17 protein-coding genes and 2 pseudogenes are annotated in these 22,385 nt (G+C 62.3%); 10 read left to right on the top strand and 9 right to left on the bottom strand.

The window, feature by feature from the left end; all coding sequences use genetic code 11:
- The first annotated feature begins 107 nt into the window (after positions 1–107).
- On the top strand, positions 108–1,436 hold the full coding sequence (locus tag AC515T_RS13480) for an alginate export family protein (RefSeq protein ID WP_496532885.1): 1,329 nt from the start codon (positions 108–110) through the stop codon (positions 1,434–1,436).
- 42 nt (positions 1,437–1,478) lie between these two features.
- On the opposite strand, the pseudogene AC515T_RS13475 reads toward AC515T_RS13480, so the two are convergent.
- Both AC515T_RS13475 and AC515T_RS13470 read right to left on the bottom strand, forming a co-directional pair.
- Positions 1,479–1,679: pseudogene (locus AC515T_RS13475) on the bottom strand (methyl-accepting chemotaxis protein); the annotation flags it as partial.
- Between the two features lie 105 nt (positions 1,680–1,784).
- Positions 1,785–2,027, bottom strand: a pseudogene (locus AC515T_RS13470) (PAS domain-containing protein); the annotation flags it as partial.
- 628 nt (positions 2,028–2,655) lie between these two features.
- Here AC515T_RS13470 and AC515T_RS13465 point away from each other — a divergent pair.
- Positions 2,656–4,143 carry an aldehyde dehydrogenase family protein gene (locus tag AC515T_RS13465; protein ID WP_496532884.1) on the top strand — a complete coding sequence of 496 codons (1,488 nt, stop codon included), beginning with the start codon at positions 2,656–2,658 and terminating at the stop codon, positions 4,141–4,143.
- 967 nt (positions 4,144–5,110) lie between these two features.
- On the opposite strand, the gene AC515T_RS13460 is transcribed toward AC515T_RS13465, so the two are convergent.
- The 5 genes from AC515T_RS13460 to AC515T_RS13440 form a co-directional block, all read right to left on the bottom strand.
- A complete protein-coding gene (locus AC515T_RS13460; RefSeq protein WP_496532883.1) occupies positions 5,111–6,568 on the bottom strand; it encodes an amidase in 1,458 nt (485 codons plus the stop codon).
- Positions 6,569–6,585: 17 nt separating this feature from the next.
- Positions 6,586–7,842, bottom strand: a complete 1,257-nt coding sequence (locus tag AC515T_RS13455) for an MFS transporter (protein ID WP_496532882.1) — start codon at positions 7,840–7,842, stop codon at positions 6,586–6,588.
- A 12-nt stretch (positions 7,843–7,854) separates the two neighbouring features.
- Positions 7,855–8,787: a SphA family protein gene (locus AC515T_RS13450; protein ID WP_496532881.1), complete on the bottom strand. Its 933-nt coding sequence runs from the start codon at positions 8,785–8,787 to the stop codon at positions 7,855–7,857.
- Between the two features lie 69 nt (positions 8,788–8,856).
- On the bottom strand, positions 8,857–9,849 hold the full coding sequence (locus AC515T_RS13445) for a helix-turn-helix domain-containing protein (RefSeq protein ID WP_496532880.1): 993 nt from the start codon (positions 9,847–9,849) through the stop codon (positions 8,857–8,859).
- A 110-nt stretch (positions 9,850–9,959) separates the two neighbouring features.
- Complete coding sequence (locus tag AC515T_RS13440; protein ID WP_496532879.1) at positions 9,960–10,967, bottom strand: ABC transporter substrate-binding protein; 1,008 nt, start codon at positions 10,965–10,967, stop codon at positions 9,960–9,962.
- Positions 10,968–11,175: 208 nt separating this feature from the next.
- Here AC515T_RS13440 and AC515T_RS13435 point away from each other — a divergent pair, with 208 nt between their 5' ends.
- Positions 11,176–12,186, top strand: a complete 1,011-nt coding sequence (locus tag AC515T_RS13435) for a GlxA family transcriptional regulator (RefSeq protein WP_496533133.1) — start codon at positions 11,176–11,178, stop codon at positions 12,184–12,186.
- Positions 12,187–12,211: 25 nt separating this feature from the next.
- On the opposite strand, the gene AC515T_RS13430 is transcribed toward AC515T_RS13435, so the two are convergent.
- Positions 12,212–13,153: a LysR family transcriptional regulator gene (locus tag AC515T_RS13430; RefSeq protein WP_496532878.1), complete on the bottom strand. Its 942-nt coding sequence runs from the start codon at positions 13,151–13,153 to the stop codon at positions 12,212–12,214.
- A gap of 700 nt (positions 13,154–13,853) precedes the next feature.
- Between AC515T_RS13430 and AC515T_RS13425 the strand changes: the two genes are divergently transcribed.
- From AC515T_RS13425 to AC515T_RS13395, 7 genes are all read left to right on the top strand, one after another.
- Entirely contained in the window at positions 13,854–15,305 is a 1,452-nt protein-coding gene (locus AC515T_RS13425) for a sensor histidine kinase (protein WP_496533132.1), read from the top strand.
- A complete protein-coding gene (locus AC515T_RS13420) occupies positions 15,302–15,961 on the top strand; it encodes a response regulator transcription factor (protein ID WP_496532877.1) in 660 nt (219 codons plus the stop codon). The genes AC515T_RS13425 and AC515T_RS13420 overlap by 4 nt, the downstream gene beginning before the upstream one ends.
- Positions 15,962–16,062: 101 nt before the next feature.
- Positions 16,063–16,602 carry a kinase inhibitor gene (locus tag AC515T_RS13415; RefSeq protein ID WP_496532876.1) on the top strand — a complete coding sequence of 180 codons (540 nt, stop codon included), beginning with the start codon at positions 16,063–16,065 and terminating at the stop codon, positions 16,600–16,602.
- 5 nt (positions 16,603–16,607) lie between these two features.
- Positions 16,608–17,018 carry a helix-turn-helix transcriptional regulator gene (locus tag AC515T_RS13410; protein ID WP_496532875.1) on the top strand — a complete coding sequence of 137 codons (411 nt, stop codon included), beginning with the start codon at positions 16,608–16,610 and terminating at the stop codon, positions 17,016–17,018.
- 133 nt (positions 17,019–17,151) lie between these two features.
- Positions 17,152–17,526, top strand: coding sequence for a response regulator transcription factor (locus tag AC515T_RS13405; protein WP_496532874.1), 375 nt, complete (start codon positions 17,152–17,154; stop codon positions 17,524–17,526).
- A gap of 236 nt (positions 17,527–17,762) precedes the next feature.
- Complete coding sequence (locus AC515T_RS13400) at positions 17,763–18,965, top strand: NAD(P)/FAD-dependent oxidoreductase (protein WP_496532873.1); 1,203 nt, start codon at positions 17,763–17,765, stop codon at positions 18,963–18,965.
- Between the two features lie 211 nt (positions 18,966–19,176).
- Positions 19,177–20,088, top strand: coding sequence for a LysR substrate-binding domain-containing protein (locus AC515T_RS13395; protein ID WP_496532872.1), 912 nt, complete (start codon positions 19,177–19,179; stop codon positions 20,086–20,088).
- A 1,259-nt stretch (positions 20,089–21,347) separates the two neighbouring features.
- Here AC515T_RS13395 and AC515T_RS13390 read toward each other — a convergent pair.
- The gene (locus tag AC515T_RS13390; RefSeq protein WP_496533131.1) at positions 21,348–22,328 is read right to left on the bottom strand and encodes an ABC transporter substrate-binding protein; all 981 of its coding nucleotides are present in this window, start codon (positions 22,326–22,328) and stop codon (positions 21,348–21,350) included.
- Positions 22,329–22,385: the final 57 nt, after the last annotated feature.

The raw sequence follows: 22,385 nt of genomic DNA, 5'->3' as shown, positions 1-22,385 counted from the left end.
CACGCTGGCGGCCTGGATCAACTCCATGGCAGGCAGGTGAAAGACTTCCCCTCGTGCCGCTCCCTTTAATGCCCGCTCCGCTGTCCTATCACACTGGGGAATCCACCATGGAGCACACACGCCTTACACCTCTGCTGCGCAACGCCATCGGCCTGGGCATCGCCCTGCTGGTCGTCGATTCATCGGCCCAGGCCCATGAGCTTTACACCGACGAAGACACCACCGTCACCGGCAACTTCCTGGCGGTCTACGGGCTGTTCAACAGCCGCAAGAACTACGACGGCACCGCCGGTGGTTCGAGCTGGCGCGAAGGCTTCATCAAGTATGGCCTGAGTATCGACCAGACACTCGGCAGCCTGGGCAGTGTCTACGGGACGGCCAACCTGGTCAGCTCTGGCACCTGGGGCGATGGCGATGCGGCCGGCCTGAGCGACGGCTCCGAACGCACCACGAAGTTCGACGAAGCCTTTGCCGGCTGGCGCTCGGGTGACCTGTTCCCGGCACTGGGCAAGGACGGTGTCGACCTGTCCTACGGCCGCCAAGTGATCACCCTCGGCGATGGCTTCATCATCAACGACGATGGCCTGAACCTGGGCAAAGGCGTGGCCGATGGCGAACTCAACCGCGGCGGCGCCTATTACCTGGCCGCCCGGCATGCCTTCGACGAAACCGCCGTGCTGCGCCTGGGCGGCAAGGACGGCGTGCATGGCAGCCTGATGTGGATCAAGTCCGACAACCGCGCCCAGGCCAACACCGAGATGGCCGCCGGCACGCTGGAATACACCACCGCGCCTGGCACCCTGGGGCTGACCTATATCCATGGCATCGATGTCGATGACCGCTACGCCAGTGACTTCCAGAAGCAGCGCGAAGGCATCGACATCTACAGCCTGCGCGGCGCCGGCAATGCTGGCATCGAAAATGCCCACTTCTCCTTCGAGTACGCCTGGCAGGACAAGGACGCGGGCCCGGAGAAAGCCTGGTACGCCGAAGCCGGCTACACCTTCGCCGACCAGCCCTGGACGCCGGACCTGACCTATCGCTACAGCCGCTACTCCAAGGACTGGGACTCGATGTTCAACGGCCAGAACCGTGGCTATGGCACCTGGTTCCAGGGTGAAGTGGCGGGCAACTATGCCGGCCCGTTCAACAGCAATACCGCCATCCAGCACGTCGGCCTCAAGCTCAAGCCGACGCAAACCGTGACCATCGGTGCGCTGTTCTTCGACTACCAGACCCTGCACACCCGTGAAGCGCTGAACCTCGACGCGCAGGAACTGGACCTGTACGTGGAATGGGCGGTGAACGAACACCTGATCGTCACGCCGCTGGTGGGCCTGTACAAGCCGGAGAAGGATGCCGACAACGGTGGTAATCAGGTCGAAGGCAACGGCACCAACGTCTACAGCCAGTTGGTGGTGGCGGTTCCCTTCTGAGCGTATCGGGAGCTGCCCCAACGGCAGCCCCCGGTCGGTTTATTGCTTGTGCTGGTGCAACATGGTCTGGATCTGATGGGTCGCTTGCCGGGTGCTTTGCGCCAGCTTGCGCACCTCATCGGCCACCACCGAAAACCCCCGCCCGACCTCACCGGCCCGGGCGGCTTCAATCGCGGCGTTCAAGGCGAGCAGATTGGTCTGGTCGGCAATGCCCTTGATCACCCCCACCACCGTGGCAATCTGGGCGTAGGTCACCTGGTTTTGCTCCAGCATGCGCTGATGAGTGGACTGGGCCGAGCGCTCATCGCTGATATCCCGCACCGCACCAATGACCCGGACCAATTGCCCGTGCGGGTCGCGTACCGCCCGACCGCGCTCGCGGCACCAGATGTAATCCCGGCTCCTGTGGCGCATGCGGTATTCGAAGACGTATTCACCGCGGCCCTGGGCACCAAGGATTTCCCGGTCGAAAATGGCCATGATCTTCGGCAGGTCGTCCGGGTGAGTGATGCCCACCTGGGCATCCCAGCCATCGGGCAAGTCGTCGGGTCCATAACCCAGCAACGAGCGGAACTGACTGGAAAAGCGCATGCCACTGGCCGGGTGCTGGAGATCGCCGTCGACCACGGTAATGTCCCAGCAACCTTCCGTCAGGGTCGACTGCAGCAGCTCCCAGATCTGCGCGTCCTGGCGATGTTGCTGCAGTTGCTGGCCGTGTTCATCCAGACGACGCTCAATCTCCTGCGCACGCTCGCGGGCTTGCTCCAGTTGCTGGCGAGCCAGGTGCAACTCATGTTCGCTTTGCTGCCAGCGCAGGGTTTGCGCTTCCACTTGTGCCTCGGCCTGGTGCAAGTGGGCAGTGACGCTCGCCATTCGCCTCGCGTACTGCTCAAGGACCGTCCGCAGTGGCGGATAGGCGTCGAGCATCGGTGTGGCCTCCGCTTCGCCGGCCAGCACACGCTGCACCTGTGTGATCAACGCCAGTTTCTGTTTGTTGGTCTGGAGAAACATCGCCTGCCCCTTTGCCCATCAAGTCGAAACCGGATCTGATCGCAAACCGGCCATGCTGGCTTGTCCCTGCCTGCACGGGACCTTGCTTGTGGCTGCCAGCCGCCCGGGCTGGCAGCCACAGACATACCGCGCGGCAGGCACAGTCAAGCCGGGCGGTCGTGTCGGGATTACGCTCGGGTTTTCCCTTGTTCGCGATCAGGAAACCCTCATGAGCGATATTGCCCTGCTGCCTCAGGTCGAAGCCTTCCTCGGTAGACCTCACGCCCTGTTCATCGACGGTGGTTACGTCCAAAGCCAGAGCCGCCAGACGCTGGACGTCGTCAACCCCGCCACCGGCCAAGTCATCGCCCAGGTCAGCGACGCCAACCCCAGCGACATCGATGCGGCGGTGGAGTCGTCCCGGCGCGGCTTCAAGCAGTGGTCTCAAACCGCGCCGGCGGTGCGCGGCCATGTGCTGCTCAAGTTGGCGGACCTGTTGGAACGCAACCGCGAAGAACTGGCGCAGATCGAAACCTGCCAGTCGGGAAAGATCATCCACATCTCCCGGGCCTTCGAAGTGGACCAGGCCGCGCACTTCCTGCGTTACTACGCCGGCTGGGCGACCAAGATCAATGGTGAAACGATCACCCCTTCGTTGCCCTCCTTCGCGGGTGAACGCTACACCGCGTTTACCTTGCGCGAACCGGTCGGGGTGGTGGTCGGCATCGTGCCGTGGAATTTCTCCACCATGATCGCCATCTGGAAACTGGCGTCAGCCCTGGTGACCGGCTGCAGCATCATCATCAAGCCCAGCGAGTTCACCCCGTTGACCATCCTGCGCATCGCTGAACTGGCCATGGAAGCCGGCCTGCCGGCCGGTGCCCTGAACGTGTTGACCGGCGGTGGTCAGGTGGGCAAAGGGCTGATCGAACACCCGGGCACCCACAAGGTTTCATTCACCGGTTCGGTGCCCACCGGCCTGGCGGTGGGCCAGGCGGCCATGGGCGCCGGGCTGACCCGGGCGACCCTGGAATTGGGCGGGAAAAATGCGGCGGGGTTCCTGCGTGACATCGACCCCGAGGTGGCGGTCAACGGGATCATTGAGGCGGGCTTTCTGCATTCGGGGCAAATCTGCGCCGCGGCGGAACGGTTCTTCGTCCATCGCTCGCAGATCGAGTCGATCATGGACAAACTGGCCCAGCGCCTGGGCAAACTCACCATCGGCTCGCCCCTGGACGAACGCACCGAATTCGGCCCGGTGACCAACCGCCAGCATCAGCAAAAACTCGCGGAATTCTTCGCCAAGGCCCGCGCGCAGAACAACACCATCGTCCACGGCGGCAAGCTGATCGATGGGCCGGGGTGCTACGTCGAGCCGACCATCATCCTCGCCAATCACCGCGACGACAGCCTGCTCAACGAAGAAACCTTCGGCCCGATCGCCACGTTCTTCCCGTACGACACAGAGGAGGAACTGCTGGAACTGATGAACGAAACGCCCTACGGCCTGAGCGCCAGCCTCTGGACCAACGACCTGGGCAAGGCCCTGCGCATGGTCCCCGCCATCGAGGCCGGCACGGTATGGGTGAACATGCACACCCTGCTCGACCCGGCCGTGCCTTTTGGCGGCAGCAAATCTTCCGGGATGGGCCGTGAATTCGGCAGTGCATTCATTGATGACTACACCGAACTGAAGTCGGTGATGATCCGCTACTGACCTTCAAGGGCTCAGGTACAACCCCAGAGCCCTACCCAGCAAAAATCCCTTTGTGGGAGCGAGCCTGCTCACGAAAGCGGAGGATCAGCCAACCATGATGCCGACTGACCCAACGCCTTCGCGAGCAAGCTCGCTCCCACAGTTTTTTTCCGAGTCGCCCAAGGCATCCGCGACCACCACAAATCCCCCTGTGGGAGCGAGCCTGCTCGCGATAGCGGACTATCAGTCAACGATGATGCCGACTGACCCAACGCCTTCGCGAGCAAGCTCGCTCCCACAGTTTTTCCGAGTCGCCCAAGGCATCCGCGACCACCACAAATCCCCCTGTGGGAGCGAGCCTGCTCGCGATAGCGGACTATCAGTCAACCATGATGCCGACTGGCCCAACGCCTTCGCGAGCAAGCTCGCTCCCACAGTTTTTTTCCGAGTCGCCCAAGGCATCCGCGACCACCACAAATCCCCCTGTGGGAGCGAGCCTGCTCGCGATAGCGGACTATCAGTCAACCATGATGCCGACTGACCCAACGCCTTCGCGAGCAAGCTCGCTCCCACAGTTTTTTTCCGAGTCGCCCAAGGCATCCGCGACCACCACAAATCCCCCTGTGGGAGCGAGCCTGCTCGCGATAGCGGACTATCAGTCACCATGATGCCGACTGACCCAACGCCTTCGCGAGCAAGCTCGCTCCCACAGTTTTTTCCGAGTCGCCCAAGGCATCCGCGACCACCACAAACCCCCTGTGGGAGCGAGCTTGCTCGCGATAGCGGACTATCAGCCAACCATGATGCCGACTGACCCAACGCCTTCGCGAGCAGGCTCGCTCCCACAGTTTTTTTCCGAGTCGCCCAAGGCATCCGCGACCACCACAAATCCCCCTGTGGGAGCGAGCCTGCTCGCGATAGCGGACTATCAGCCAACCATGATGCCGACTGACCCAACGCCTTCGCGAGCAGGCTCGCTCCCACAGTTTTAACGCCGGCAGGCGTTGACCGGTGGGACCCGACCGCGCCAGGGTTGAGCGCGCTCCAGTTGGGCGGCCAGGGCCAGCAAAGTGTTCTCTTCGCCAAAGCGACCGGCAAAATGCGCCCCCATCGGCAAGCCATTGGCGCTCCAGGACAATGGCACTGACATCGCCGGCTGGCCGCTGGCATTGAACAGCGCGGTGAACGGCGAATAGCTGTGGTAGCGCTCGATCAGTTCATCCAGGCTCATGCACACATCCTGCAGATCCAGCTCGCCAATCCGCACCGGCTCGCGGGTCAGGACCGGGGTCAGGATCACGTCGTAATCCTGCATGAACACCGCCAACTGCCGGCCGAGGGCATGAATCCATTCCACCGCCGCGGCATACTGGGCGCCGCTGACGTTGCCCTTGTCCCGCAAGATAATCCGGGTGCGCACCTCCAGTTCTTCCGCCTGTACGGCAAACCCACGCACCTGGCCCAACAGGTCGACATAGTGACGAGAGCTGGCGCCAATGATGGTGAATACATGGTCGAGAAACTCCAGCAACCCCACCGGCAGGCTCACCGGCTCGACACGGTGCCCCAGGGCCTCGCACAACCGGGCCGCCTCGCCCACGGCCTGCAGGCTTTGCGGCGCGGTGGGCCAAGGGCCGAGCTGCTCGACCAGGGCAATGCGCAGCGGCTTGGGATCAGCCTGCACCGCCATCACATACGGCAACGCCTGGACCGGCGCGGCATAGGGCGCGCCCAGGTCCATCCCGGCGGTGGCGTCCAGCAGCGCCGCACTGTCGCGCACCGACAGGGTGATCGCATGAGGCGTGCCCATCCCCGCCCAGCCCTCGCCCACTATCGGCCCCGACGGCATCAAGCCACGACTGGGCTTGAACCCGAACACGCCACAGCAAGACGCCGGCACACGCAATGAACCGCCGCCGTCATTGCCATGGGCGAACGGCACCACGCGGGCCGCCACCAACGCCGCCGCGCCGCCACTGGAACCACCGGCGCTGTGCTCGCCGCTCCAAGGGTTGCGCGTGGCACCGAAGCGCACGGACTCGGTGGAGTACGACGTGCCGAACTCCGGCGAAGTGCTGGCGCCCATCACCTGGCATCCGGCACGGCGCAGACGCGTCACGACTTCCGATTCGAAATCCGCACGAAAGTCACCCAGTGCGCGAGAACCGTTGGTCATCGCCGCGCCGTGAACCGGCGAAAACAGGTCTTTGATCAAGGTCGGCACACCGGCCAGCAGGCCTTGGCCAACCTGTGGCGTGCGGGCCGTCTGCCGGGCCGAATCGTACAAGCGCTCGGCCACCGCATTGAGCTGCGGCTCGACCCGCTCCAGACGCTCGATGGCGGTTTCCAGCAGTTCGCCGGGCTGGACCTCGCCACGCCTGACCCACTCGGCCAGCGCGGTGGCATCTTCACTGTCCATCAGATGGTGGATGTCTTGCATACCCATGTTCCAGATTCCTTATGTCACGACGATTGATGTGATCCAACGGTGCTCGCCTGCCCCTGGCTCCGTGCGCGCAGGCCGGCAATGACCCAGAGCAGCGCCAAGGCAAAACTGGCCAGGGCCAGCCACTGGATGGCGTGACGCAGGTCACCGGCAAAGACAACCACCAACGCCACCACCAGCGGACTGACGAATTGGCCGATGTACAGGCACGAGGTAAACCCGCCCAAGCCCCGGCCGCGGGTGCTGGCGGTCAAGGCATTCATCACCGGTGCCATCACGTTGGGCACCAGCAGCCCGGCCCCCAGGCCCTGGATGAACACCGCCACCAACACTTCGTTGTAGTTTTGCCCGCGCATCAGCAGCCACAGCCCCAGGCCCATCAGGCCAAGCAACAGCGCGTTGCAACCGGCGATGCCGAAGCGACGGCGCAGCAACGGCCACATCAGCGAACCGACCAAGGTCGCCAACAGGCTCAGGCCCGCCGCCAGGCCGATCATCGTGCTGGAGGTGATGCCCAGGCTGACCAACAGCGTCGGCGCCTGGATCGGCATGATGAACGTCAGGACCATGCCGCCCAGGATCATCAGGTAGCCGACCAGCAGTGGCAGCACGGCGACCTTGGCCGGAGCCGACTCATCGACGCCCTGCTCGACCTTCTGCCGCTTCGCCACCGGTGGTTCCCAGAGCACTTTCATCATGGCCGGCACCAGCAGCAGCGGCAGCAGATACAACAGGAACGGCGCACGCCACGAATGCTCGCCGAGCACACCGCCCACGACGAAAAACAGCGCGCCCACCAGGCCGATGGTCACCACCTGCCGGTTGACGTAGCGCAGCCGCTCCTCGCCCTGCCAATAGTCGGCGATCAGCGTCGCGCAGCAGGTCATCACCGCCGCCTCCGTGCAACCGAACAACAGCCGCACACCGACAATCGACGGCAGGCTATCGAGCAGGGCCGGCAACGCGCCGAGCAAGGCGTAGAGCAGCGTGGCAATCACCAGCAACGCCTTGCGTCCGACCCGGTCGGCCAACCAGCCCGCCAAAGGCGCGCACACGGCTATAGCCAGAGCGGGGCCGGTGATCGCCAACGGCACCAGCAGATCGGCGCGCGGTTCCAAGGGGCCGAATTCGGCGCCCAACCGGGGCAGGATCGGCGTGACCATCACCGCGCCCATGATCGTCAGGCTGCTGCCCAGCATCAGCACCCCGCCTTCGCGCCAATTGGCTTGGCGCGCCGGGGTGGCCGCCTTTGAAACGGAACTTGATTGGTTCATGGCGAGCCCCTTTTAGAAACTGTGAGAAATACGCAGCGCCGTGGTGTAGCCCTCGGCGCGGTTTCGCGCATCGAGCTCCTTGTAGACATGCAGCCACACCGGGGGCATGCCGGGCTTGAAGTAGCTCACCGCCGGCCCGACCGCCAACACCCGGGCACGATTGCCCGTCTCCAGGCCCGGTGCATCGTCGTCGGTGAATTGCCGGTAGTAGTAGCCACCCACGCCCACGGTCCACGGGCCGACGTGTTGGCCCACGGCGAATTCGTGACGGTACTCGACGCCATTCTTGTAGTCGGTGGCGTGGTTGCGCGTATTGATGTCGGCTTCGAAGCTGGAAGACACCTCGAAGCCGCTGTCGGAGATGTACGTGGCGTTGAGGATCGGCGAGAAGGTCCAGTGGTTGAGACCCGGTGAGATCAAGCGATCCTTGTCGTAGTCACCGGTGGGAGCCTGGATCTGGAACTGGGCGTTGACGAATAGATTCGGCGACAGGGTCCACTGCAGGATAACCGGCAGCACCTGCATGTCGGCCATGCGGAACGGATCGGCTTCAAGGTCCAGCGGGCCGACAGGAGTCTGCACCTGTACCGAAGCGTCCATCTGGAAGAACGGTACGACGGCACCGAAGCCATACTTGGCGCCCAGCACGGTGTAATCGGTCATGCGCATGTAAGCGACGCCGATGGACAAGACATCCAGGGAGAAATTGTTGTCCACGGACTTGCCGTGGCGATCTTTCTGCACATTGGCCGAATAGAACGCGGTGCGCAGGCCGACGGTGCCAAAGGGCGTGGCCGGCGGCATCATGCCCGCGCCGAAATCGTAGACCCCGACCGCCGTGGTCGGCGCTCCGTTTTCGGTGCCATGGGCAGCGCCGCATGCGCCGATCAGTCCCAAGGTCAGCCAAGTACAGCGCCAGGCGTTTGTTTTTTTATTTTGGTACATCGAATGCCCCTCCAACCATGTGGTGTCGGGGTCATCCTAGGGAGGCGGCCGGTCAGCCGTTATCCGTTTTCAGCACAGATGCGTGCGACGCAGGGTTTGGGAGGGTGTCTCGCCGAACAGCACCCGATAGTCGCTGGAAAACCGGCTCAAGTGCCAGAACCCCCAGCGCGCCGCCACCTCCTGCACACCCAGCACCTGATCGCCATTGCGCAGTTCACGGCGCACGGCATTGAGGCGCAACGCCCGCAAATAGGCCACGGGGTTGATGCCCAGGGTTTCCTGGAAGCAATACTGCAGTTTGCGTCGGCTGGCACCGATGTGATTGCACAAGTCGAGGATCGACAGCGGCTCATCGACATGGGCCAAGGCGTACTCCCGCGCGCGATCGACCATGCGCTTGCGCGCCGTGGGGCTGAGCGGGGGGGCCTCGTCCGGCGCCACCAGTTCCAGTATGTGCAGCATCACCGTGTCACGCAGGCCACGACGAATCGACTCGTAACCCAGCAATGAGTCACGCCCCTGCTCGCCCCCTTCAAGCTCATCGAATAACGCCGCAAGCTCGGCGGGCAGCGTCGAGTTGCCGAGACGGTAACACTTGGGAAGATCGGTAATTCGAAAGCGGCTGCCTTGACGTTCCAGCACATGCTCCAACGCCTGCTCGTCGATGGCGACACCGAGCAGATCCAGATGCTGGGGCGTGCGCAGCTCAGGCAGGTTATGGCCACGGGCGACCAACAGGCTGGGCTCGACAATCGGGTGCCCGGAGCAAAAGACCGGCCCGTCCGCACTCAGCGGCACGCTGAAGGTGATGGCGCCCTCCCAGGCAATGCCTTGCTTGGTCAGGGCCTGATTAGAGCGGTCGCGCACCAGTTGCATCCACTCCGAGCGGAACTCGATCAACTCGCCGTCGAAGCGCCCAGGGGTCAACTGGTCATAGCAAACCTGCCAACCGCCCATGTTCCGGGCATGCTCATCGATGTCTGTGGTGCGGAACCGATTGATCGGCAGCACCGGCAACCCCTCCGACGAGACCGCTGGCTGCGCCATGTTGTCATTGTTCATTGACCCGACCTTTGATGATTCCAGGGCTTATGGGTCAAAGCTCAGGCAAGTTCCATTCCGCCCCGCGGGCCGGTCGTGCAATTGTGCCGAAAACGGATACCGGCCCGGATTCAGCTGCCGGCGTCGGCATGGGCCTCTTCGAAGAAATAGTCCTTCCAGCTGTCGGCCTTGTTTTTCAACACGCCCAGTTCATGCAGTTTCTCGGCATAGATGTAGGTGCGTTGCGGAACGACGGTGAAGTCGATTTCGGGGTCGGTGACGATTTTTTCCACCAGCGCCAGCGGCAACTTGGACTGTTCTACGCGGATGTAGGTCTGGGCAGCGGCCGCTTTGTCAGCCCTGATGATGCCTTGCGCTTCCACCAAGGCGTCGTAGAACGCCTTGTAGGTCTTGGGGTTTTCGTCGTGGAATTTTTCCGTGGTGTAGAGCACGTTGAACGTCGCCGGCCCGCCCAGCACATCATAGGAACTGAGCACCTTGTGCACGTTGGGGCTTTGCAGTGCCTGGTACTGGAAAGGTGGGCTGGAGAAGTGTGAGTTGATCTCCGACTGGCCGGCGATCAGCGCCGCCGTCGCATCCGGGTGCGGAAGGCTGACCGAGATGTCGTCGAATTTCTTGAAATGATCGTTGCCGAACACCTTGGCGGTTTCGATCTGCAACGTGCGCGACTGGAACCCGACACCCGCCGCCGGGACGGCGATCCGATCCTTGTCGGTGAAGTCCTTGAGGCTCTTGACGTGCGGGTTGTTGGTCAGCAGGTAGTTGGGCATCGACCCCAGCGAGGCGATGGCCTTGACGTTCTGCTTGCCGCGGGTCCGATCCCAGATCGTCAGCATCGGCGGAACACCCGCCGACACCACATCCAGGGCGCCGGTCAGCAAGGCCTCGTTCATCGCCGTCGCGCCGGAAATGCTGTTCCAGTCCACTTTGATATCCAGGCCCTGGGCCTTGCCATGCTTCTCGATGAGCTGCTGGTCACGCACCACATCGAGGATCAGGTAGCCGATGCCGAATTGCTGGGCGATGCTGATCTTGCCTTCGGCGTGGGCCAAGGGATTGAGCAGCGCAGAGGCCGCCAGGGAAACCAACAAGGTGAGCGCGGAACGCTTGAAAGCCATGGTCGGGTGAACCTCACAGTAAGGGGAAAAGACTGCAGATCACGACTTTAAAGCTATAAGAAAATTAATTTAAATACCTGAATAGCATATCAATAGCACCTAAATGTCCGACATCCGGGTCCATGAAATCGCACTCCCGGACACGATCACTTGATAACCTTGCACACCTCCCCTGATGAACACCCAGCGCGAAGCGATCATGAATGAGATGACCCTGGATGTCGGCATCGCCGCCGAATCCCTTTCCCAGCCGCGCACCCTGGTATTCCTGGCCTATCCGCAGATGGGTTTGCTGGACCTGACCGGTGCCCAGACCGTGTTCTGGGCCGCCACCAAAGCCATGACCGAACGCGGCCTGCCCGGCTACGCCATGCACACCGCGAGCCTGGCAGGCGGATTGATGCAAAGCGCCGAAGGCCTGGTCGTGGAGACCCGTGCCCTGCATGAACTCGACGGGACGCTCATTGACACGCTGATTGTGCCCGGCGCCCCGGACATACAACAGGCGATGGTCGATTGTGTCGACCTGGTGCAATGGCTGCGCAAGGCCTCGGTCCAGGCCAGGCGCACCGCATCGGTGTGCAGCGGCACTTTCCTCATGGCCCAGGCCGGCTTGCTGGACGGACGCCGAGCCGCCACCCACTGGGCCATGTGCGAGATGCTCAAGAGCGGTTTCCCGTCGGTTGAGGTGGACCTCGATGCGATCTTCATCCAGCAGGACAACGTGTGGACCTCGGCCGGCGTCAGCGCCGGCATCGACATGGCCCTGGCGTTGGTCGAAGCCGATTGCGGTCGCGACGTGGCCCTGCAGGTGGCCCGTGAGCTGGTGGTGTTTCTCAAGCGCCCCGGCGGGCAGGCGCAGTTCAGCCAACTGTTGCAATTGCAGATGCAGGAGAGCGCCGGCTTCGACGAATTGCACGTGTGGATTTCCGAGCACCTGGACGACAACACCCTCACCGTCGAACGACTGGCCCGCCAAGCCAGGATGAGCCCGCGCAACTTTGCCCGGGTCTACAAACGCCAGACTGGCCGAACCCCGGCCAAAGCCATCGAGCTGTTCCGCCTTGAGGCCGCGCGGCGAATGCTGGAAGACTCCCAGCGCAACATCGACCAGATCGCCCGATCCTGCGGCTTCGGTGACGAGGAACGCATGCGCCACACCTTCCAGCGTCACCTGTCGATTTCACCTCGGGAATATCGCAACCGGTTTTCCCGCTGAGCGCGAGACTCTTGCAACTGTTCCGTCAGGCCACTCGCTTGGATCGCTCCCGCGCGTCGTCCTGCTCGGCCAGAAGCGCGCTGCAACGAGAACGCAACCAACGCTCCCCCGGATCATTGTGCGAGGCGCCGCGCCAGACCATCGACAGCTCGTGCTGGGGCAAGCAGATCGGGGCCGCTTGCGCCCGCATGCCGGTCGTCATCGCCATCGCCAGGGCAACGTAATCCGGCACGATGGCAATCATGTCGCTCTCGGCCAGCAGCACGGGCAAGGCGCTGAACTGCGGCACGGTCAACACCACTCGGCGCTGTCGGCCCATCAGGCATAACGCGCGGTCCGTATCATCGATGACATTGCCCATGGACGACACGACGGCATGGGGCCGACGGCAGAATTCGTCCAGGGTCAGTTCGCCGGGCTGCGAATCGGCGCGCAACAGCATCGGTCGAATAGGCCGCAGCGTCTTGCGCCGGGCATTGGCGGGCAGCTCCAGCGTCGGGCTGATGCCCAGGGAAATCTCGCCGCTGGCCAACAGCTGGGACACCTGCCATTGATCGGCCCGGCGCACCACCAACGTGGTGCCCGGTGCCTCGACCCGCAGGCGCCGCAACAACTCCGGCAGCAGCGCGTACTCGACGTCATCGCAAAGGCCGATATGGAAGGTCGCCTCGCTGGTGGCTGGCTCGAACGCCTGGCAGCGACTCAAGGCGGCGGCGATGCCGTCCAGGGCCGGTGACAGGTTGGAGAAGATTTCCCGCGCCCGGGAGGTCGGTTCCATCAACCGCCCCGAACGGATGAACAAGGGATCGTCGAACATCAACCGCAAGCGTGCCAGGGCGCTGCTGATCGTTGGCTGGCCGAGAAACAGCTTTTCGCTGACACGGGTCACGTTTCGCTCGTGCATCATGGTTTCGAAGACCACCAGCAGATTGATGTCAGCACGACGCAGGTCATTTCTGTTCATCATCGTCGTCGCCCCAGGCGCCAGGCCTTTGAGTCAGGAGTGGACAAGATCATCGCCTGCGCCCTCCATCAAGGCCTATGGCGACGAGGTGTTGAAAGCGTAATCCCCGAGGCGCGCTAGGTCTGTTGTACATGGGGACACTCGACTCACCCTTTGGGCGGCGTCATCGATACTTCGGTATATACCCGGCCCCGTATCGAACACCGACTTTGTGGCGAACACTGCCTTTGTGGCGAGGGAGCTTGCTCCCGCTGGGCCGCGCAGCGGCCCCAACACTGTCATCGCGGTGTGCCAGGTTGAACCCGTCGGCTGGTTTTGGGGGCGCTGCGCACCCCAGCGGGAGCAAGCTCCCTCGCCACAAAGGCGGTGTTCGCCACAGGTTGGTGGTCCAATAATGGGATTTGAACAACCCACGTCACCGCCGGACAAAACACAAAACCTGTGGCGAGGGAGCTTGCTCCCGCTGGGGTGCGAAGCGGCCCCCCTCTTTGGCACGGTCTGGCGGGATTTCAGGGTTTTATGTCCTACCTCAGGCAAAGCGGCGCTTCGTAAGATACGAATCGATGCTCTGTCGCCCCGACACCCCAGAGCGAGACCACGTAAAAACAGAAGGTCTGCCAGCGTGCCTCTACCCTCCGCAATGCTCAAGAACGTGTATGACAGCCTTCGATACAGCCCAAGCCAGAGGGGGCCGCGACTGTCGATGGGCATCAGCACCCACCCGCTGGTCAACGCCCTGGGCTGGGCGGTGGGCCTGGTGGTGGCCTGCGGGATCGTCATCATCAACGCCGAAACCCACTCCGACCTGGCCCCGACCCTGCTGTACATCACCTTGTTGTTGATGGCGGCCAACCTGTTCTCCATCAACCTGGTGATCACCGTCGCGCTGATGTGCATGGGCTTGCTCACCGCAATGTTCTTATACAACGGCGGCTATCACCGCTGGGAATCGACCACCGGCTTCTTCCGCTGCCTGACCGCACTGTCCGCCATTGCCTTCCTGGCCCTGCGCAGCAAGCAGGCTTCCGACAGCCTGCGGCATAACGAGGCTTACCTGACCGGCGCCCAGCGCCTGAGCCAGACCGGCAGCGTGGGCTTTCGCGGTGATCGACAAGCGTTGTCCTGGTCGGAGGAATCGGCACGTATTTTCGAGTACTCGCCCAGCAAGACGCCGACGGTGTCGATGATGCTGGAGCGCACCCATCCTGAAGACCTGGAGTTGGCCCGCGGGGTTTTCCAACAGGCCGCCGCGGGCGAACCACAGATCGAGGTCAAGCTGCGGCTGCTGATGCCTGACGGACGCATCAAGCACATCCACATGATCGCCAGCCCCCTGCTCGTCCAGCATGGTCGTTTCCAGTACCTCGGCGCACTCATGGACGTCACCGCCAGCAAGCAGGCCGAAGAAGCGTTGTTCCGCGCACAGAGCCAACTGGCCCATGTCACGCGCTTGACCTCCCTGGGGGAAATGGCCGCGTCCATTGCCCACGAGGTCAACCAGCCACTGACGGCCATCACCAGCAGTGGCGAGGCCTGCCGCCGCTGGCTCGAACGTCCGGAACCCGATCTCGGGGAAGCCTTGGATTGCCTCGACCGAATCGTCGCCAACGGCTGTCGCGCCAGCGAGGTCATCAGCGGTATCAGGGCGCTGTCGCGCAAGTGCGACCCGTCGCGCCAGCCCGAGCGGCTGGACGACATCGTCCGCGAGACCCTGAACCTGGTCCAGCAGCAACTGGCGCATCATAAAGTCCGGACGAAGGTGGATCTGGCAGCGACTGACAGCCAGGTCAGCGCGGACCGGGTGCAACTGCAGCAAGTGATCATCAACCTGATCATCAATGCCTGTCACGCCATGGACGGGGTCAAGGTACACGAACGAACCCTGCACCTACGCACCTGGATGGAGGCTGACGACGTGCTGCTGGAGGTGACTGACCACGGAACCGGCATTGCCCCCGAGGTCCTGCCGTCCTTGTTCAATGCGTTTTTTACCACCAAGGAAAACGGCCTGGGCATGGGCCTTTCCATCTGCCGGTCCATCATCGACTTCCATGACGGCAGGATCTGGGCGACCAGCGAGGCCGGCCAAGGCACCTCGTTCAGGTTCGCGCTGCCGCGGCTCACAAGCACCGCTCTGTCGGGGGGCGAGCAATGAACTCCATACAGTCCTCGGGTCCGGTCATCGACAACGCTCCCATCGTCTATATCGTTGACGACGACGCACCGCTGCGCCAATCCCTCGGCAGCCTGCTGCGCTCCATCGGCCTGCAGGTGCACCTGTTCGATTCGGTCGCGCAGTTCATGAACCATCCCAGATCCGACCAGCCCAGTTGCCTGCTCCTGGATGTGCGGCTGCAAGGCACCAGCGGCCTGGATTGCCAACGGGCGCTGGTCGCGGCCAACGTTCAACTGCCGATCGTGTTCATGACCGGTCACGGTGACATCGCCATGACCGTGCGGGCGATGAAGGCCGGTGCCGTGGATTTCCTCGCCAAACCGTTCCGCGAACAGGACCTGATCGACGCCGTGACCGCCGCCCATCACCAGGACCGCCAGCGGCGCGAGTCCGAACGCGGCCATCAGCAAGTGCTTGGCCGCTACGCCACATTGACGCCCCGGGAGCAGCAGGTCATGGCGCTGGCGGTGTCGGGCCTGATGAACAAGCAGATCGCCGGGGAACTGGGCTTGAGCGAAATCACGGTCAAGATTCACCGCGGCCAAGCGATGCGCAAGATGTGCGCAGGCTCGTTCGCCGAGCTGGTGCGCATGGCCCAGGTGCTGGAATGGCGTCTGACTAACACAGGCCGATAGTGAATCGAGCATTTCGGCACTTTGGCCGAGCGTTTCGGCACAGTCCCCCCTCTCTGTTCAACCTAGACTCGAACTTCACTTAAGATCCAGATGGAATCGCGATGAAAATCAGATCAATCCTGCCTGCACTTACTTTGGCAGTATCACTCGGTGGATACGCTGCCGACTTCTCACTGACCAGCCGGGATATTGCTGACAACCGCCCGCTGACCCGTCGCGAAGTGTTCCAAGGTTTCGGCTGCGAAGGTGGCAACACGTCTCCTGAGCTTTCCTGGGCAAATGCCCCCGCAGGCACTAAAAGCTACGCGATCACGGTCTATGATCCCGATGCACCGACCGGTAGCGGTTGGTGGCATTGGACGGTGGTCAACCTGCCCACATCTACCCATGGCTTGCCAAGAGGCGTGGGCGCGAACCTGCCGGCCGGCGCAGTACAAGGGCGAACCGATTATGGCCAGCCGGGATTTGGCGGGGCTTGTCCACCTGTAGGGGATAAACCCCATCGCTATCAATTCACCGTATGGGCATTAAAAGTAGATAAGCTACCACTCGACGGTGAGGCCAGTGGCGCCTTGGTTGGGTACATGCTCAATGCCAACGTCCTGGCCAAAGCGACCATTACTTCAACTTACGGACGTTAAGAACGATGCGCCCTTGTGACGGCATACAGCACCGGGAAAACATTATCGATGCGTGTGTCATACGGGCGCGGCAGCCCCTTACCTTGTCAAGGGTACCGGTGTTCGTGACCACCTTGTGCCGAGTGCGACAGGGGGAAAAACTGTTGCAGTGGGATGACCGGGAGATGCGCGCGGGGCCGCAACACCTGAACCTGGGTGAATCGACGTTGCGGCGCCAACTGGCGAATGAAGGGGACAGTTTCAGGAGCATTCTGGAGGGCGTTCGCCTGGCGACAGCGTTGCAATGGTTACAGACAACGTCTCGTCCCATTGGTGAAATTGCCGGTGCCTGCGGTTACGCCTCGGCCTCGCGTTTTGCGGTGCGCTTTCGCTCACACTATGGCCTGTCACCGCGTGAATTGCGGGCGACGATTTAAGCATTCCGGGGGAATGCTGTATCGAACAGTAGAAAGTTCATACCCACGTATACTTGGCGGGACCATTGGACGGCGTATCTTGCAGTGACACGGGCGCCTTTATGGCCACCTGATATCAACCCCAGGTATCGACATGTCCAACACTGCAATTATTTCAATCATTGATGACGATGAGTCTGTTCGAATTGCATTGGATGGCTTGTTACGTTCCCACGGATATCGGGTTAAAACATACGCGGGTGCCTTGGATTTTTTATCTTCCTGCGAACTTGAAAACACCGCGTGCCTGATATCGGATATTCAAATGCCTGGCATGACGGGCATTCAGATGTACGATCGATTGTCGACCCTGGGCATTCAGATCCCGATCATCTTCATCACCGGCTACCCTGGCGTGCCACCCCGTGTCAGTGCGGGTGTGCCCGAGCCGGTGGCGTTTTTCCCGAAACCCTTCGACTGCGCTGAATTGATCGCCTGTATCGAATCGGTACTTGCCCGCTCCGCTTGATTACGCCGCGTCCTCATACCTTCGTATAGATCTCCCCTACCCAGGCATAAGCGCAATGACCCTATGTAGAAGTGTTAAACACAGGTCCTGCCAATAAGCTTCCCTACAGCGAACCGAAACTGAATGTGCTCGATGGCAATTCATTGCAGCCAGGCGCTTTTGGAGTACTTCGCGACACGGTCACGCTGAAACAGTTAAACAATTCAACGTATCGATTTTGTCTTCGGGAGCTCATCATGAAACACCATATTCTGGTTGTTGGCGCAGGTTTCGGCGGGGTCTGGAGCGCATTGAGCGCGGCCCGGCTGCTGGACCAACACGATCGTCATGACGTGCAGATCAGCGTCCTGGCCCCCCAGGCTGAACTGCGCATTCGCCCTCGTTTCTACGAGCCGGACGTCCACACCATGGCCGCGCCGCTGGGTGGTCTGTTCGACGCGGTGGGCGTGAAATTCGTACAAGGTTCGGCGAGCAGTATCGATGTCGACAACAAGCGGGTTGGCTATGTGGATGTGTTCGGTACCCACGGCACCCTGGGCTATGACCGCCTGGTGCTCGCGGCGGGTAGCCATCTGGTTCGCCCCGACCTCGAAGGCATGATCGAGCATGCCTTCGACGTTGATGAAATCGAACAGGCAATCCGCCTCGAAGCCCATATCAAGTCCCTGAAAAATCTGCCGGACAGCCCGGCCCGCAACACCGTGGTGGTGGCCGGCGGCGGCTTTACCGGGATCGAAACCGCCACCGAAATGCCCGCACGCCTGCGCGCTGTCCTCGGCGAGGACGCGAACATCCGGGTCATCGTGGTGGATCGCGGGCCGCAGATTGGCGCAGCGTTGGGCGACGGCATTCGCCCGTCCATTGTCGAAGCGTCCGAGCACCTGGGTATCGAGTGGATCCTCAACGCCTCGGTCGAGTCGGTGGATGCCGGTGGCGTCACCCTGTCGAACGGCCAGCGTATCGAGTCCCATACCGTGATCTGGACCGTGGGTTTCCGCGCCAGTCCGTTGACCCAGCAGATTCCCGGCACCCGTGATCGCCAGGGTCGCCTGCACGTCGACGCCAACCTGAAAGTCCTGGGCCAGAACGACATATTCGCCACCGGTGACGTGGCCTACGCCGCCACCGACACCCTGGGTAACTACGCGGCGATGTCCTGCCAGCACGCCATCGCCTTGGGCCGCTATGCCGGCAACAACGCGGCGGCCGACTTGCTGGGCGTCGCGCCGATGGCCTACAGCCAACCCAAGTATGTGACCTGCCTGGACCTGGGTGCCTGGGGCGCGGTGTATACCGAAGGTTGGGATCGCCAGCTCAAGTTGGTCGGGCAGGAAGCCAAGGACCTCAAGACCCAGATCAACAGCGTGTGGATCTACCCGCCCGCGGCTGATCGCGCGACCGCCCTGGCCGCCGCCGACCCGTCGATCCCGGTGGCCTGACCCCGTTCCCGCCCCCGGCCAGTTCCTCCTGTCTGTGCCGGTCTTTCCCAGACGCCTGCCAACGATCCTTGGGCAGGCGTTTTTTTCCCGGCGCTCGTCCCCAAGCCAGCCTGAATATCGTCACTGCCCAGCAAAATCCGTATCAATGCCCGCCCACCGCCCTCCGTGCACAAGGTAAGGTAGGCAGAAATCATCCGGATCGAGGTGTGCCGTGGCGTCCTATTCCTTGCGTCAGCTGAAGTACTTCGTCACCACCGTCGAATGTGGCAGCGTCGCCGAAGCATCCCGCAAGCTGTACATCGCCCAGCCGTCGATCGCCTCCGCCATCAAGGGCTTGGAGGACAGTTTCGGCGTGCAGTTGCTCATTCGTCATCACGCCCAGGGAGTCTCGTTGACGCCCGGCGGCGCGCGTTTCTATCGCAAGGCCCAGGAACTGTTGCGCATGGCTCGGGAGTTCGAGCAGAACGCACTGGCCGATAACGATGTGGTCAGCGGGCAGATCGACATCGGCTGCTTCGAAACCGTCGCCCCGCTCTACCTGCCGCGGCTGATCGCCGGTTTTCGCGAGCGCTTCCCGGGGGTGGAAATCCGCGTGCAGGATGGCGAACAGCAAGAGCTGGTGCAAGGCCTCACGGGGGGGCGTTTCGACCTGGCGATTTTCTATGAACACGACCTCGACAGTACTATCGAGACCGAAGCACTGACGGCGCCGCAACGCCCCTACGCGTTATTGCCGGCGGGCCATCGCTTCGCCGATCAGGCCCAGGTGTCGCTGCGCGACCTGGCCCTCGAACCCATGATCCTGCTGGATGTGCAGCCCAGCCGTACCTATTTCGTGAGCATCTTCGAAGAGCTGGGCCTGACCCCCAACATTGTCTTCAGCTCGCCCTCCATCGAGATGGTGCGAGGCATGGTCGGCCAGTCCTTCGGTTTTGCCGTACTGGTAACCCGTCCGCACGCCACCTGCACCTACGATGGGCAACACCTGGTGTGCGTCGACATCGCCGAGGACGTGACAGGTTCGGCGCTGGTGGCCGGCTGGCTCAAGCGCGCGCACCTCACCAAACCGGCCCAGTTGTTTGTCGACTACTGCAAGGAACAGTTCAGGCAATGGCTGGCCTGACGCCCAGCCAAACACTAAACCCGTGGCTAGGGAGATTGCTCCCGCTGGACTGCTAAGCGCTCCCAAAACCAGCCGACGGGTTCAACCTGACACACCGCGATAACCCGTGTTGGGGCTCTGCGCAGCCCAGCGGGAGCAAGCTTCCTCGCCACAAAAGGTAGGTGTTCGCCGCAGGTGGGTGGTCGCCAATAATGGGGTTTGAATAACCCACACCACCCCCAGCCAAACACTAAACTCGTGGCGAGGGAGCTTGCTCCCGCTGGGGTGCGAAGCGCCCCCAAACCCAACCGATTGGTTCAATCTGGCACACTGCGATAACAGTGTTGGGGCTGCTGCGCAGCCCAGCGGGAGCAAGCTCCCTCGCCACAAAAGGTAGGTGTTCACCGCAGGTGGGTGGTCGCCAATAATGGGATTTGAATAACCCATACCACCCCCAGCCAAACACTAAACCCGTGGCGAGGGAGCTTGCTCCCGCTGGACTGCTAAGCGCTCCCAAAACCAGCCGACGGGTTCAACCTGACACACCGCGATAACCCGTGTTGGGGCTGCTGCGCAGCCCAGCGGGAGCAAGCTCCCTCGCCACAAAAGGTAAGTGTTCGCCGCAGGTGGGTGGTCGCCAATAATGGGGTTTGAATAACCCACACCCCCCCAGCCAAACACTAAACCCGTGGCGAGGGAGCTTGCTCCCGCTGGGGTGCGAAGCGCCCCCAAACCCAACCGACTGGTTCAATCTGGCACACTGCGATAACAGTGTTGGGGCTGCTGCGCAGCCCAGCGGGAGCAAGCTCCCTCGCCACAAAAGGTAGGTGTTCACCGCAGGTGGGTGGTCGCCAATAATGGGATTTGAATAACCCACACCACCCCCAGCCAAACACTAAACCCGTGGCGAGGGAGCTTGCTCCCGCTGGGGTGCGCAGCGCCCCCAAACCCAACCGACTGGTTCAATCTGGCACACTGCGATAACAGTGTTGGGGCTGCTGCGCAGCCCAGCGGGAGCAAGCTCCCTCGCCACAAAAGGTAGGTGTTCACCGCAGGTGGGTGGTCGCCAATAATGGGATTTGAATAACCCACACCACCCCCAGCCAAACACTAAACCCGTGGCGAGGGAGCTTGCTCCCGCTGGGGTGCGAAGCGCCCCCAAACCCAACCGACTGGTTCAATCTGACACACTGCGATAACAGTGTTGGGGCTGCTGCGCAGCCCAGCGGGAGCAAGCTCCCTCGCCACAAAAAACACGGGGGGCGCCGCAGATTCGGTGCCTAGCGAGCCGCCCAGGCATTGAAGCGTTGTTCCAGTTCCTCGCCATGGTCGACCCAGAACTCCGCGTCCACGGCTTGGGCTTCAGCCAGGTTGGCCTCGGCGGTGGGCAACTGTTCCTGTACCGCCGTCGGCAACAACGCCAGTGTCTTGCGGTGCACCGGCCCATAAGGGATGTTTTCCGAAAACACCTTCTGGGTCTGCGGCTGGCTGGCAAAGGCAATGAACTGCTCCGCCAGGGCCTTGTTCGGCGTGCCCTTGACCACGGCCCAGTACTCCGGGTCGTACAGGCTCTGGGGCCAGACAATACTCAGTTTCATGCCTTCCTTTTGTGCCGACGCAATACGCCCGTTGTAGGCCGCACTCATCGCCACATCCCCCGCCACCAGCCATTGCGCCGGTTGGGCGCCGGCTTCCCACCATTGGATGTTCGGCTTGATCTGGTCCAGTTTGGCGAATGCCCGGGATACGCCTTCAGGGGTGTTCAACACCTTGTACAGGTCCTGCGCCTTGACCCCATCGGCCAGCAAGGCGATTTCCAAGGTGTACTTGGCCCCCTTGCGCAGACCGCGCTTGCCCGGGTACTCGGCAACGTTCCAGAAATCCGCCCAGGATTTGGGCGCCTTGGCGAGCTTGCTCTGGTCATAGGCCAGGACCATCGACCAGACATAGGTGGCCACGCCACATTCGGTGAGTGCGCCCGGAACAAAATTCTCCGGGTCGCCCAGGGCCGTCTGGTCGAGCTTTTCAAACAAGCCCTCCTCACAACCACGCAGCAACTCGGGGCTTTCCACTTCGACCACGTCCCAACTGGTGTGACCGGCCGCGACCATGGCCTTGATCTTCGACAGTTCGCCGTTGTATTCGCCGGCCACGATGCTTCCTGCACCGCTGGCGTTGAAAGGTTGGAAGTAGGCCTTGTCCTGGGCCTGCTTGGTGGCGCCGCCAAAGGAAATCACGGTCAAGCTTTGGGGTGCGGCCATGACGCTGGAACTCAACAACGCCAATGCACACGCAATATTGCAACGCAAGGATCTGGA

The organism is Pseudomonas sp. FSO-7 (assembly GCF_059579345.1).
This window is presented reverse-complemented; position numbering and strand designations above follow the sequence as displayed.

Coding starts and splice junctions, on each gene's coding strand:
- AC515T_RS13480 (WP_496532885.1), top strand. CDS start 108: ATGGAGCACACACGCCTTACACCTCTGCTGCGCAACGCCATCGGCCTG.
- AC515T_RS13465 (WP_496532884.1), top strand. CDS start 2,656: ATGAGCGATATTGCCCTGCTGCCTCAGGTCGAAGCCTTCCTCGGTAGA.
- AC515T_RS13460 (WP_496532883.1), bottom strand. CDS start 6,568: ATGGGTATGCAAGACATCCACCATCTGATGGACAGTGAAGATGCCACC.
- AC515T_RS13455 (WP_496532882.1), bottom strand. CDS start 7,842: ATGAACCAATCAAGTTCCGTTTCAAAGGCGGCCACCCCGGCGCGCCAA.
- AC515T_RS13450 (WP_496532881.1), bottom strand. CDS start 8,787: ATGTACCAAAATAAAAAAACAAACGCCTGGCGCTGTACTTGGCTGACC.
- AC515T_RS13445 (WP_496532880.1), bottom strand. CDS start 9,849: ATGAACAATGACAACATGGCGCAGCCAGCGGTCTCGTCGGAGGGGTTG.
- AC515T_RS13440 (WP_496532879.1), bottom strand. CDS start 10,967: ATGGCTTTCAAGCGTTCCGCGCTCACCTTGTTGGTTTCCCTGGCGGCC.
- AC515T_RS13435 (WP_496533133.1), top strand. CDS start 11,176: ATGACCCTGGATGTCGGCATCGCCGCCGAATCCCTTTCCCAGCCGCGC.
- AC515T_RS13430 (WP_496532878.1), bottom strand. CDS start 13,153: ATGATGAACAGAAATGACCTGCGTCGTGCTGACATCAATCTGCTGGTG.
- AC515T_RS13425 (WP_496533132.1), top strand. CDS start 13,854: ATGGGCATCAGCACCCACCCGCTGGTCAACGCCCTGGGCTGGGCGGTG.
- AC515T_RS13420 (WP_496532877.1), top strand. CDS start 15,302: ATGAACTCCATACAGTCCTCGGGTCCGGTCATCGACAACGCTCCCATC.
- AC515T_RS13415 (WP_496532876.1), top strand. CDS start 16,063: ATGAAAATCAGATCAATCCTGCCTGCACTTACTTTGGCAGTATCACTC.
- AC515T_RS13410 (WP_496532875.1), top strand. CDS start 16,608: ATGCGCCCTTGTGACGGCATACAGCACCGGGAAAACATTATCGATGCG.
- AC515T_RS13405 (WP_496532874.1), top strand. CDS start 17,152: ATGTCCAACACTGCAATTATTTCAATCATTGATGACGATGAGTCTGTT.
- AC515T_RS13400 (WP_496532873.1), top strand. CDS start 17,763: ATGAAACACCATATTCTGGTTGTTGGCGCAGGTTTCGGCGGGGTCTGG.
- AC515T_RS13390 (WP_496533131.1), bottom strand. CDS start 22,328: ATGGCCGCACCCCAAAGCTTGACCGTGATTTCCTTTGGCGGCGCCACC.